Source organism: Microbacterium sp. SORGH_AS_0888 (genome assembly GCF_030818905.1).
Taxonomy (GTDB): Bacteria; Actinomycetota; Actinomycetes; order Actinomycetales; family Microbacteriaceae; genus Microbacterium.
Genome location: NZ_JAUTAZ010000001.1, coordinates 922,582 through 934,954 on the forward strand (window position 1 = coordinate 922,582; position 12,373 = coordinate 934,954).

Annotated in this window: 9 protein-coding genes; 2 read left to right on the forward strand and 7 right to left on the reverse strand. The window is 72.5% G+C overall.

From position 1 onward, the window contains the following. Positions 1-12: 12 nt before the first annotated feature. Genes gatB through gatC form a run of 3 tightly spaced genes read right to left on the reverse strand, consistent with a single transcriptional unit; the run spans position 13 to position 3,319 of the window. Positions 13-1,512, reverse strand: coding sequence for an Asp-tRNA(Asn)/Glu-tRNA(Gln) amidotransferase subunit GatB (gene gatB, locus QE381_RS04555; RefSeq protein ID WP_307215876.1), 1,500 nt, complete (start codon positions 1,510-1,512; stop codon positions 13-15). Beyond that, the gene (gene gatA, locus QE381_RS04560; RefSeq protein WP_373426982.1) at positions 1,512-3,005 is read right to left on the reverse strand and encodes an Asp-tRNA(Asn)/Glu-tRNA(Gln) amidotransferase subunit GatA; all 1,494 of its coding nucleotides are present in this window, start codon (positions 3,003-3,005) and stop codon (positions 1,512-1,514) included. The genes gatB and gatA overlap by 1 nt, the downstream gene beginning before the upstream one ends. 14 nt (positions 3,006-3,019) lie before the next feature. Then, entirely contained in the window at positions 3,020-3,319 is a 300-nt protein-coding gene (gene gatC / locus QE381_RS04565; RefSeq protein WP_307215881.1) for an Asp-tRNA(Asn)/Glu-tRNA(Gln) amidotransferase subunit GatC, read from the reverse strand. A gap of 66 nt (positions 3,320-3,385) precedes the next feature. Here gatC and QE381_RS04570 point away from each other — a divergent pair, with 66 nt between their 5' ends. Together QE381_RS04570 and QE381_RS04575 are read left to right on the forward strand one after the other, a co-directional pair. Beyond that, positions 3,386-5,086 carry a long-chain-fatty-acid--CoA ligase gene (locus tag QE381_RS04570; protein WP_307215883.1) on the forward strand — a complete coding sequence of 567 codons (1,701 nt, stop codon included), beginning with the start codon at positions 3,386-3,388 and terminating at the stop codon, positions 5,084-5,086. 47 nt (positions 5,087-5,133) lie between these two features. Then, the gene (locus QE381_RS04575; protein WP_373426912.1) at positions 5,134-6,954 is read left to right on the forward strand and encodes a DEAD/DEAH box helicase; all 1,821 of its coding nucleotides are present in this window, start codon (positions 5,134-5,136) and stop codon (positions 6,952-6,954) included. A 5-nt stretch (positions 6,955-6,959) separates the two neighbouring features. On the opposite strand, the gene QE381_RS04580 is transcribed toward QE381_RS04575, so the two are convergent. The 4 genes from QE381_RS04580 to QE381_RS04595 all read right to left on the reverse strand — a co-directional run bounded on the left by QE381_RS04580 (position 6,960) and on the right by QE381_RS04595 (position 12,341). After that, positions 6,960-7,499 (reverse strand): YaeQ family protein, encoded by a 540-nt coding sequence (locus QE381_RS04580; RefSeq protein WP_307215886.1) that lies wholly within the window; start codon positions 7,497-7,499, stop codon positions 6,960-6,962. Positions 7,500-7,521: 22 nt separating this feature from the next. After that, positions 7,522-9,768 carry an NAD-dependent DNA ligase LigA gene (gene ligA, locus QE381_RS04585; RefSeq protein WP_373426983.1) on the reverse strand — a complete coding sequence of 749 codons (2,247 nt, stop codon included), beginning with the start codon at positions 9,766-9,768 and terminating at the stop codon, positions 7,522-7,524. Positions 9,769-10,064: 296 nt separating this feature from the next. Then, complete coding sequence (gene mnmA, locus QE381_RS04590) at positions 10,065-11,156, reverse strand: tRNA 2-thiouridine(34) synthase MnmA (protein WP_307215890.1); 1,092 nt, start codon at positions 11,154-11,156, stop codon at positions 10,065-10,067. Positions 11,157-11,165: 9 nt separating this feature from the next. Then, a complete protein-coding gene (locus tag QE381_RS04595) occupies positions 11,166-12,341 on the reverse strand; it encodes a cysteine desulfurase family protein (RefSeq protein WP_307215892.1) in 1,176 nt (391 codons plus the stop codon). Between the last annotated feature and the right edge of the window lie 32 nt (positions 12,342-12,373).

A 12,373-nucleotide genomic window follows, 5' to 3' on the forward strand; every position in this document is an offset into this window, starting at 1 on the left:
CCGCCGGGCGGATCAGGACGCGGCGGCGCGCTCGAGGATCAGCTCCCGCACGCGCGCGGCGTCGGCCTGACCCTTCATCGCCTTCATCACCGCGCCGATCACGGCGCCCGCGGCCTGAACCTTGCCGTCCCGGATCTTCGCGAGCACGTCCGGCTGCGCCGCGAGCGCCTCGTCGATCGCCGCGATCAACGCGCCATCGTCCGAGACGACCGCGAGACCACGGGCATCCACGACCTCCTGCGGCGTCCCCTCGCCGGCGATGACGCCCTCGAGCACCTGACGCGCCAGCTTGTCGGTGAGCGTCCCCGCGTCCACGAGCGCCTGGAGCGCGGCGACGTCCGCGGGCGTCACGAGCTCCGCGGCCTCGCGCTCCTGCGCGTTCGCGATACGGGCGATCTCGCCCGTCCACCACTTGCGCGCGGCGGCGGGCGAGGCGCCGGCGGCGATCGTGGCCTCGACCTCGGCGAGGATGCCGCCGTTGGCGACGTCCTGGAACTCGAGGTCGGTGAAGCCCCACTCGGCCTTGAGACGCCGTCGACGCGCAGCCGGAGGCTCCGGCAGCGCCGCGCGGAGCTGGTCGATCAGGGCCGGGTCGGGGACGACCGGCAGCAGGTCGGGCTCGGGGAAGTACCGGTAGTCGTCGGCGTCCGACTTGGGACGACCGGGCGAGGTCGTCCCGGTGTCCTCGTGCCAGTGCCGCGTCTCCTGCGTGATGGCGCCGCCGGCCTTGAGGATCGCCGCCTGACGCTGGATCTCGTAGCGCACGGCGCGCTCGACCGAGCGCATCGAGTTGACGTTCTTCGTCTCGGTGCGGGTCCCGAGCTTCTCCTGACCGCGCGGCCGGAGCGACACGTTCGCATCGCAGCGGAGGTTTCCCCGCTCCATCCGGGCGTCCGAGATCCCGAGCGCCAGCACGATGTCGCGGATCGTCTGGACGTACGCCTTCGCGATCTCCGGTGCCCGATGCTCGGCGCCGAAGATCGGGCGCGTGACGATCTCGACCAGCGGGACCCCCGCGCGGTTGTAGTCGACGAGCGACGAGGACGCCCCCTGGATGCGGCCGGTCGAGCCGACGTGGGTGAGCTTGCCGGCGTCCTCCTCCATGTGGGCGCGCTCGATCGGCACCGTCACGATCGTGCCGTCGGCGAGCTCGACGTCCACCTGTCCGTCGAAGGCGATGGGCTCGTCGTACTGCGAGATCTGATAGTTCTTGCCCAGGTCGGGGTAGAAGTAGTTCTTCCGCGCGAACCGGCTGGAGCCCGCGATCGAGCAGCCGAGCGCGAGGCCGAGGCTGATCGAGTACCGCACGGCCTGCCCGTTGACGACGGGCAGCGAGCCGGGCAGTCCCAGATCGACCGGTGCCAGGTCGGTGTTGGGCTCGCGACCGAACGAGTTCGGCGCGGCCGAGAACATCTTGGTCTTCGTGTTGAGCTCGACGTGCACCTCGAAGCCGAGCACCGGCTCGAACAGCTCCAGCGCCTCCTCGAAGCTCAGCAGCGCGTCCTTGGCCATCAGCGGTCCCCTCCCAGCTTCGGGGCGCGCGACAGCAGCGGCGCTCCCCACGAATCGACCAGCAGCGCCTCGAGCGCCGCTCCCACCCGGTACAGCCGGGCGTCCTCGCGGGCCGGTGCGAGGAACTGGATGCCGACGGGCAGGCCGTCCTGCTCGCTCAGCCCCGAGGGGATGGAGATGCCGGGGACGCCCGCGAGGTTCGCCGGGATCGTCGTGACGTCGTTGAGGTACATCTGCAACGGGTCGTCGAGCTGCTCGCCGAGACGGAACGCGGTCGTGGGCGAGGTCGGCGTGGCGATCACGTCGACCCGGTCGAACGCGGCGGCGAAGTCGCGCTGGATGAGGGTGCGCACCTTCTGCGCCGAGCCGTAGTAGGCGTCGTAGTAGCCGGCGGACAGGGCATAGGTGCCGAGGATGATGCGCCGCTTGACCTCGTCGCCGAAGCCGGCGTCGCGGGTCGCGGACATCACGTCCTCGACCGTGCCGCCCGGCACCTCGACCCGCATCCCGAAGCGCACGGAGTCGAACCGGGCCAGGTTGCTGGACGCCTCGGCGGGGAGGATGAGGTAGTACGCGGCGACGCCGTACTCGAAGTGCGGGGCGTCGATGTCCACGATCTCCGCGCCCTGCGCCTCGAGCGTGGCCAGCGCCGCACGGAAGGATGCGGACACGCCGGGCTGGAATCCGCTGTCGGGGAGCTGCGAGATCACCCCGACGCGCAGGCCCTTCAGCACCTCGCCGGTGGCGCCCTCACGGGCGGCGGCGGCGAAGGAGGGCCACGCGTCCGGGAGCGAGGTCGAGTCGTTCGCGTCGTGGCCGCCGATCACGTCGTGCAGCAGCGCCGCATCGAGCACGGTGCGCGAGACGGGGCCGACCTGGTCCAGGCTCGAGGCGAGCGCGATAGAGCCGTAGCGGCTGACGGCGCCGTAGGTCGGCTTCACGCCCACCGTCCCGGTGACGTGCGCGGGCTGACGGATCGAGCCGCCGGTGTCGGACCCCAGCGCGAGGGGCGCTTCGAAAGCAGCGACGGCGGCGGCCGAGCCACCGCCCGAGCCGCCGGGGATGCGCTCGAGGTCCCACGGGTTGCGGGTCGGGCCGTATGCGGAGTGCTCGGTCGAGGACCCCATCGCGAACTCGTCCATGTTGGTCTTGCCGAGCGGGACGAGCCCCGCGCGACGTGCCTTGGCGACCACGGTCGCGTCGAAGGGCGACATGTACCCCTCGAGGATCTTCGACCCGCTCGTGGAGGGCATGTCGGTCGTGACGAGCACGTCCTTGATCGCCAGCGGGACGCCGGCCAGCTCGCCGAGCCGCTCGCCCGCGGATCGACGCGCGTCGATGTCGGCCGCGACCGCCAGCGCGTTCTCGCTCACGTGCAGGAAGGCGTGGATGTCGCCGTCCACCGCCTCGATCCGATCGAGGTGCGCACGGGTCGCCTCGACGCTCGAGACGTCTCCCGCGCCGATGCGGGCGGCGAGGTCGGCCGCCGTCATCGTGATCAGCTCGCTCACTGCTCCTCCCCCAGGATCGCGGTCACGCGGAAGCGGGTGCCGTCGCTGTCGGGCGCGTTCTGCAGCGCCTGGGCGGCGGTCAGCGTCTCCCCCACGACGTCCTCGCGGAACACGTTCTGCATCGGGATGGGGTGGCTGGTCGCCGGGACGTCGGGGGTGGCGACCTCCGACACCTTGGCGATGTTGTCGACGATCGCGTCGAGCTGGCCGGTGAGCCGCTCCACTTCGGCGTCGCTCAGCTGGATGCGAGCGAGCACACCGAGATGGCGCACGAGTTCGGGGGTGAATTCAGACACCCGTCAAGTCTAGGGTTCTCCGCGCCGGCGCCCCGCTGCCGACGGCTCGCCGCCTAGGCTGGGCCCGTGACGACGTACGATCCTCCTCGCCCCTGGATCCGCAGCTACGCCGAGGGGGTGCCGTCGGATCTCGACCCCGTCACCGGGTGCCTCACCGACATCCTCGCCGCCTCCGTCCACGAGGATCCCGATGCCCCCGCGCTCGAGTTCTTCGGCCGCGAGACGAGCTATCGCTCTCTGCAGGAGCAGGTCGACCGGGTGGCCGCCGCTCTGCACGAGCGCGGCGTGCGAGCCGGCGACCGCGTCGCGATCGTCCTCCCCAACTGCCCGCAGCACATCGTCGCCTTCTACGCCGTGCTGCGGCTCGGGGCGGTCGTCGTCGAGCACAATCCGCTCTACACGCCACGCGAGCTGCGCACGCAGTTCCAGGACCACGGGGCGACGACCGCGATCGTCTGGAGCAAGGTCGTAGCCACCGTCCAGGCATTCCCCGCCGATCTCGCGGTCACGACCCTGATCGCGGTCGACGTCGTCGAGGCGATGCCGCTGCGGATGCGCCTGGCGCTGCGCCTGCCGGTCGCGAAGGCGCGGACCTCGTGCGACGCCCTGCGCAGCCCCGTGTCCGGGGCGATCGAGTGGAAGAGCCTCCTCCGGCACGCCCCGCTGCCGGCGGCGCATCTGCGCCCCGCCACCGACAGCCTGGCCGTCATCCAGTACACGAGCGGCACGACCGGCTCCCCCAAGGGCGCCGAGCTCTCGCACCGCAACCTGCTCGCGAACGCGGCTCAGGCGCGCGCCTGGGTGCCCACGATCACGCGGGGCGAGGGATGCGTCGTGTACGCCGTGCTGCCGATGTTCCATGCCTACGGGCTCACACTCTGCCTGACCTTCGCCATGTCGATGGGCGCACGGCTCGTGCTGTTCCCGAAGTTCGACCCCGATCTCGTGCTCGCCGTCACCCGCAGGCACCCCGCGACCTTCCTCCCGCTCGTGCCGCCGATCGCGCAGCGCCTCCTCGACCGCTCGCGGGAGACCGGCATCCCGCTTGCGGGCACGCGGATCGCGATCTCCGGCGCGATGGCGCTGGACCACGGTCTCGTCGTGCCCTTCGAGGAGGCGTCGGGCGGATACCTCGTCGAAGGCTACGGGCTCAGCGAGTGCTCGCCCGTCCTCATGGCGAACCCGGTGGCGGAGAACCGCGTGCCCGGCACCGTGGGGCTGCCGCTTCCGGGGACCGAATGCCGCGTCGTCGATCCCGACGACCCACGACGCGATGTGCCGGCGGGCGAGCCCGGAGAGCTGCTCGTCCGCGGACCCCAGGTGTTCTCCCGCTACTACGGCCGGCCCGAGGAGACGGCGGACGTGTTCGTCGACGGCTGGTTCCGCACGGGCGACATCGTCACGATCGACGACGCGGGCTTCGTGCGGATCGTCGACCGCATCAAGGAGCTCATCATCACGGGCGGGTTCAACGTCTCCCCGACCGAGGTCGAGAACGCGCTCCGCCAGCATGCGGACATCGAGGACGTCGCCGTCGTCGCGATGCCGAGCGCGCACTCCGGCGAGGACGTCGTGGCCGCCGTCGTCGCACGCGAGGGCGCGACGGTCGATCCGGAGTCCGTGCGCGACTTCGCCCGCTCGACGCTGACCGCCTACAAGGTGCCGCGACGCGTCGAGATCGTCGACGAGCTTCCCCGCTCGCTCATCGGCAAGGTGCTGCGCCGGCAGGTGCGCGAGCAGCTCCTGGCAAGCGACTCCGGCGCGTGAGCGGGCTTTTCGCCGCGGATCCCGCCCACGCGCGCTAACGTTGGGAAGTGACCCCTGACGACATCGCTCTCTCCGACGCCCCCGAGGAATCGCCCGCGACCCCCGGATTCGAGGATCTCGGGATCACCGGACCGGTCCTGAAGGCCATCAAGGACCTCGGCTACGAGACCCCCTCCGCCATCCAGGCCGAGACGATCCCGACGCTGCTGTCCGGCCGCGACGTCGTCGGCATGGCGCAGACCGGGACCGGCAAGACGGCGGCGTTCGCGCTGCCCGTGCTCGAACGCCTGGACCTGGCGCAGAAGACGCCGCAGGCGCTCGTGCTCGCCCCGACCCGCGAGCTGGCCCTCCAGGTGTGCGAGGCGTTCGAGTCGTATGCCTCGCGGATGAAGGGCGTCCACGTCCTCCCCGTCTACGGCGGGCAGGGCTACGGCGTGCAGCTGTCGGCGCTGCGCCGCGGCGTGCACGTCGTGGTCGGCACGCCCGGACGCATCATGGACCACCTCGCCAAGGGCACCCTCGACCTGTCGGAGCTGCGCTACCTCGTCCTCGACGAGGCCGACGAGATGCTCAAGATGGGCTTCGCAGAGGATGTCGAGCAGATCCTCGCCCAGACGCCCGAGGAGAAGCAGGTCGCCCTCTTCTCCGCCACGATGCCGCCGCAGATCCGGCGGCTCGCGCAGCAGTACCTGCGCGACCCGGAGGAGATCACGATCGCCTCCACCACAGCGACGAACACCAACATCACGCAGCGGTACCTCGTCGTCTCCTACGCGCAGAAGGTCGATGCGCTCACCCGCATCCTCGAGGTCGAGAACTTCGACGGCATGATCGTCTTCGTCCGCACGAAGAACGAGACCGAGACGCTGGCCGAGAAGCTCCGTGCGCGCGGCTACTCCGCGGCCGCCATCAACGGCGACGTGCCGCAGGTGCAGCGCGAACGGAGCGTGAACCAGCTGAAGGACGGCAAGCTCGACATCCTCGTCGCCACGGATGTCGCCGCCCGCGGCCTCGACGTCGAACGCATCAGCCATGTCGTCAACTTCGACATCCCCACCGACACCGAGTCGTACGTGCACCGGATCGGCCGCACGGGCCGTGCCGGCCGCACCGGCGATGCGATCAGCTTCATCACGCCCCGCGAGCGCTACCTGCTGACCCACATCGAGCGCGCGACACGGCAGCAGCCGACCCAGATGCAGCTGCCCACGACGGAGGACGTCAACACGACGCGGCTGGCCCGGTTCGACGACGCGATCACCGCAGCGCTCGCCGACACCGCACGGGTCGAGGCGTTCCGCGACGTGATCGCGCACTACGTGCGCCATCACGACGTCCCCGAGGGGGATGTCGCCGCCGCCCTGGCGATCGTGGCCCAGGGCGAGACCCCGCTCCTGCTCGACCCCGCCGACGACCCGCTCGCCAAGGCGGTGCAGGCCGACAACCGGCCGGCTCGCGAGCGGACCGCCCGCGAGCCGCGCGGCGAGCGTCGCGGCCGCGGGGACTACGTGCCCTATCGCATCGAGGTCGGCCGTCGCCACCGGGTCGAGCCGCGACAGATCGTCGGCGCGCTCGCGAACGAGGGCGGCCTCGGACGCGACGACTTCGGAGCCATCAACATCCGCCCGGACTTCTCGATCGTCGAGCTGCCGGCGAACCTGGACCCGTCGGTGCTCGACCGGCTCCGCGACACCCGCATCTCAGGCCGGTTGATCGAGATCGCCCCGGACCGGGGCCCGGCGGGGCGGCGGAGCGGCGGTCGGGACGGCGACCGGTTCGAGCGCCGGCCCCGCACCGACCGCGACGACCGCGCTCCGCGGGAGGACCGCGGCGACAAGCCCTTCCGCAAGCCGCGCCACAAGGGCTGAGCCGCTCAGCCCGCCGTCTGCTCGTGCAGGCCGGAGCTGAGCGCCTGCCCGTTGAGCTCGAGGTAGACCTGGCAGTCGGTCACGGTCAGCACGACGTCGTTGCGGCGGCCGAGGGTCGCCACGGCGGCATCGACGAAGCCGGGATCGAAGCTGCGGAGCACGATCTCGTCCGCCCTATGGATGCGTCTGCCCGCCCATGCGGCGGCGACCTTCGCCGGATCGCGGTGCGTGTAGACGCGGGTGCGGTCGGCGGCCTTGCTGCCGAGATGCAGGCGTTCGGCGTCGGGCGCGCCGACCTCGATCCACGCGGTCAGGCGTCCCGTCGCATCCCGGACGAGGACCGCGGGCTCCTCGGTCGAGGAGATCCCGCCGCCGAAGGCGATCCCCTCCTCGAACTCGAGGCAGTAGGCGAGCAGACGCGTGACCATGAACGCGTCCGTCTCGGAGGGGTGACGCGCGAGGCGGAGCGAGGCGCTGTCGTAGACACCGCGGTCGACATCCGCCAACTGCACGTCGAAGGTGTAGATCGTCGCTCCGATGGCCATGACGTTCGAGCTTACGCGTCGCTCAGTCCGCGTCGGGCTCGCCGGGGTCGAGTGCCGCGGGCCCCTGCTCCACGAGGATCCGGAACTGGGCGGCGTCGATGATGCGGAGCCCGAGTTCCTCGGCCTTCGCGAGCTTGGAGCCGGCGCCCGGCCCCGCCGCCACGAAGTCGGTCTTCTTCGACACGCTGGACGCGGCCTTGCCGCCGGCGGCGATGATCGCCTCCTGGGCGCCCTCGCGCGTGTACCCCTCGAGCGACCCCGTGGCGACGACCGTGACGCCCTCGAGCACGCCGCCGTCGGCGGTCGCCGCGCCGGGCCCCGGGTGCCCGGGAGTCTGCCATCGCACCCCTGCCGCAGCCCAGCGCTCGACGATGTCGCGGTGCCAGTCGATCTCGAACCAGTCGAGCACGGCGTCGGCGATGATCCCGCCCACGCCCTCGACCGCGGCGAGCTCCTCGCGCGTCGCGCCACGGATCGCGTCCAGCGAGCCGAACCACTGCGCGAGCGCCCGCGCGGCGACGGGGCCGACGTGACGGATGTTGAGGGCGACGAGCAGGCGCCAGAGCTCCTTCGTCTTCGCCTTCTCGAGCTCGGCGAGCAGCTTGACCGCCTGCTCGGAGGGCAGGGTCTCGCGGTAGTCCTTGCGGATGCCACGACGCCGGCGCTCGGCGGCGTCGAGCTCTTCCGTGCCCGGCGGGTACTGCGCCGGGCCGAGCTTCTGGAACGGGGCGCGGCGCACGAACTCGCCCGTCGTCTCGTCGACCTTCTTCTCGCCCGTCTCGGCGTCGCGCACGACGACCTCGATCGGCACGAGCTCCTCGAGCGTGAGGTCGAACAGGCCCGCCTCGGTGTCGAGCGGCGGACGCGCGGGGACGTCGGGCTGGGTCAGCGCTGCCGCGGTCACCTCGCCCAGCGCCTCGATGTCGAGCGCGCCGCGCGATCCGATGTGCTCGACGCGCCCGCGCACCTGGGCCGGGCACGACCGGGCGTTCGGGCACCGCAGGTCGATGTCCCCCTCTTTCGCGGGAGCCAGGGGCGTGCCGCACTCGGGGCAGTCGGACGGCATGACGAAGGCGCGCTCGCTGCCGTCGCGGAGCTCGGCCACCGGGCCCAGGACCTCTGGGATCACATCGCCCGCCTTGCGGAGCACGACCACGTCTCCGATCAGCACGCCCTTGGCCTTCACGACGTCCTGGTTGTGCAGCGTGGCCTGGCGCACGACCGAGCCCGCCACACGCACCGGCTCCATGACGGCGAAGGGCGTGGCGCGGCCGGTGCGGCCGACCGACACGACGATGTCCAGGAGCCGGGTGTTGACCTGCTCGGGCGGGTACTTGTAGGCGATCGCCCAGCGCGGAGCGCGGCTCGTCGCTCCCAGCTCGTCGTGCAGCGCGAGCTCGTCGACCTTGACGACGATCCCGTCGAGCTCGTGCTCGACGTCGTGCCGATGCTCACCGAAGTAGGCGACGAACTCGAGCACCCCGTCGGTGTCGGGGTTGACGCGGTTGTGCGGGCTCACCGGGAGTCCCCATCCGCGCAGGAGCTCGTACACCTCGCTCTGGGCCGACACCGGCGGGTCCTGCCAGGCGCCGATGCCGTGGACGTAGAGCCGGAGCGCGCCGATGCGGGCCAGTGCCGCCTCGCGTTCGAGCCCGGTCTTCTTGTCGAGCTGCTGCCGGAGGCCGCCGCTGGCCGCGTTGCGCGGGTTCGCGAAGGCCGGGAAACGTCGCTGTGCCGCCGCCCGCGCCCGTTCCTCGTCGAAGGCGCCGTTCCGACGCTCGGCACGCTCGCGGGCCTCCGCGACCGCGCGCTCGCGGAGCCGCGCCTGCAGCGCGTTGAGCTCTTCGAAGGCGGCGACCGGGATGAACACCTCGCCCCGCACCTCGACCAGGGCGGGGTGGTCCCGGCCGCTCAGACGCTCGGGCACGTCGGCGAGCCGAAGGGCGTTCTCGGTGACGAGCTCGCCCACCCGCCCGTCGCCGCGGGTGGCGGCGGAGGTGAGGACGCCGTTCTCATAGCGCAGGCTGATCGCCAGACCGTCGATCTTCAGCTCGGTGAGCCAGGCGACGCTCCGGCCCGCCGCGTCCTGCGTCTTGTGGCACCAGTCGCGCAGCTCCTCGGGCGAGAACACGTTGTCCAGGCTCAGCATGCGCTCGGCGTGCTCGATCGTGACCAGATCCGTCGCCCCCGCGGCCCCGACCGAGAGGGTGGGCGAGTCCTGCCCCTGCAGCTCCGGGTAGGCGTGCTCGATCTGCTCGAGCCGACGCATCCACGCGTCATAGGTCGCGTCGTCGACGATCTCGGCGTCGGCGCCGTAGTAGGCGTCGCGGGCGCCGAGGATGCGCTCGGTCAGCGTCCGGGCCTCGCCCCGCGCGTCGTCGAGGGTCAGGTCGTTGTCGATCCGCTCATCCGCCACCCGGCAAGTCTAGGCAGCACGGCGGACACCCGCCCGGGGCTGGACACCGGGTCCGCGCGCGCGTCGCAGGAACGCACGGATGTCGCAGCAACACGCCGGGATCGTGCGACATCCACGCGATTCTGCGACCGCGGGCGCACCGGCTGCGGCTAGGCCGGTACCGCCGACACCGTGCGGTCGATCGTGAACTGCCCCAGCACGCGCGTGCCGGCGTACAGGACCGCCGTCTGGCCGGGCGCGACACCGTCCAGCGGCGCCTCGGGGCGCACCGTGACGGTGCCGTCCTCGACGCGCGCCGCCGCCGGCACGGGATCGGCGTGGGCACGGATCTGCACGGCGCAGTCGAAGGATGCGGCCGCCGGCGCACGGCCGGCCCAGCTGTGGCGGCTGCCCGCGATCTCCGCCGTCGCCAGCGCCTCCTTGGGCCCCACCACGACCGTGTTCGAGACGGGCCGCACCTCCAGGACGAAGCGGGGCTTGCCGTCCGCAGCGGGAACCCCCAGGTGCAGCCCGCGGCGCTGCCCCACCGTGTAGGCATGCGCGCCCTCGTGTGCGCCGACGACCGCCCCGGTGCGGTCGACGATCTCGCCCGGCGTCGATCCCACGCGCTCGGCGAGCCAGCCGCGCGTGTCCCCGTCCGGGATGAAGCAGATGTCGTGGCTGTCCGGCTTGTGCGCCACGCTCAGGCCGCGTGCCTCCGCCTCGGCGCGCACGAGCGCCTTCGACGGCGTCGCGCCGAGGGGGAAGTAGGTGTGGGCGAGCTGTTCGGCCGTGAGCACCCCGAGCACGTACGACTGGTCCTTCGCGGCGTCGCTCGCACGGTGCAGCTCCCGCCCCTCGGGCCCGTCGACGAGGCTCGCGTAGTGTCCTGTGCACACGGCGTCGAAGCCCAGCTCGACGGCGCGTTCGAGAAGGGCGGCGAACTTGATCTTCTCGTTGCAGCGCATGCACGGGTTGGGCGTGCGGCCGGCGCGGTACTCCGCGACGAAGTCCTCGATCACGTCGTCGCGGAAACGCTCCGAGAAGTCCCAGACGTAGAAGGGGATGCCGAGCCGGTCCGCCGCACGCCGAGCGTCCATCGCGTCCTCGATCGTGCAGCATCCCCGGCTGCCGGCGCGGAGCGTCCCGCCCGCGCGCGAGAGCGCGAGGTGCACGCCGACGACGTCGTGCCCCGCCTCGACCGCGCGTGCGGCGGCCACGGCGGAGTCGACGCCGCCGCTCATCGCCGCCAGCATCCGCATCGTTCCAGTCTACGAGCGGTGGCCGGAGGCGGCGCGCGCGCGCTCGACCGCGGCGGGGAGGACGCGGAGCACCTCGTCCACGTCGCTCGCGGTGGTGGTGCGGCCGAGCGTGAAGCGCAGCACCGACCGCGCGGCCGTCTCGTCGAGTCCGAGCGCCATGACCACGTGCGAGGGCTCGGGCACGCCCGCCTGGCAGGCGGATCCGGTGGAGACGCGCACGCCCTCCCGGTCGAGCAGGAACAGCAGCGTCTCGCCGCTCGCTCCCTCGAACAGCGCATGGACGTTGCCGGGGAGGCGCCGCACACGATCGCCGAGCACCCGGCTCGCCGGGACACGGTCGAGGATGCCGTCCGCCAGCCGGTCGCGCAGCGCCGTCAGCCGTGCGGCCTCCCCCTCGAGCTCCGCGGCGGCAGCCTCCGCCGCCGCCGCGAAGGCCGCGGCCCCCGCGACGTCCTGCGTGCCGGCGCGCAGCCCGCGCTGGGGCGCACCGCCGTGCAGCTGCGCCGCCAGCGCCGCCGTGCGGGCGACCACGAGCGCGCCGACGCCGACCGGGCCGCCGATCTTGTGCGCCGAGACGCTGAGGGCCACGAGGCCGGCGCCGGCGGGCGCGGCGCCCCGCAGCTCGGCGAACGCGAGCGGCAGATGACCGAACGCGGCCACCGCGTCCAGGTGCAACGGCACGCCCGCCTCCGACGCCGCGCGCGCGAGCCCCGCCGCGTCATTGATCGTGCCGACCTCGTTGTTGGCCACCATCGCCGTCGCCACGCGCGCGCCCGGCAGGCTCGCGGCGAACCGCGAGACGGGGATGGCACCGGCCGCATCCAGTCCGACGTGCCGGATCTCGGCGCCGACCGCGCGCCCGAGCCACTGCACGGCCTCGAGCGTCGCGTGGTGCTCGCCGTCCGGCAGCACCACGGCCCGCCGATCCGCCGCTCCGGCCTCCCACAGCCCCTTGAGGGCGAGGTTGATCGACTCGGTGCCCCCCGATGTCAGCACGACCTCGATCGGCTCGCAGCCGAGCACGACGGCCAGCCGCTCCCGCGACTCCTCGAGCACCCGGCGCGCATCCTGGCCCGCGCCATGGATCGACGAGGCGTTGCCGTCGATCTCGGCCGCCGCCAGCCAGGCCGCGCGCGCCTCCGGACGCAGGGGCGAGGTCGCCGCATGGTCCAGGTACACCGTCACCCCTCCACTGTCGCACGCGCGGCGGCGTTCCG

Coding starts and splice junctions, on each gene's coding strand:
- gatB (WP_307215876.1), bottom strand. CDS start 1,512: ATGGCCAAGGACGCGCTGCTGAGCTTCGAGGAGGCGCTGGAGCTGTTC.
- gatA (WP_373426982.1), bottom strand. CDS start 3,005: ATGACGGCGGCCGACCTCGCCGCCCGCATCGGCGCGGGAGACGTCTCG.
- QE381_RS04580 (WP_307215886.1), bottom strand. CDS start 7,499: ATGGCCATCGGAGCGACGATCTACACCTTCGACGTGCAGTTGGCGGAT.
- ligA (WP_373426983.1), bottom strand. CDS start 9,768: ATGCGTCGGCTCGAGCAGATCGAGCACGCCTACCCGGAGCTGCAGGGG.
- mnmA (WP_307215890.1), bottom strand. CDS start 11,156: ATGCGGATGCTGGCGGCGATGAGCGGCGGCGTCGACTCCGCCGTGGCC.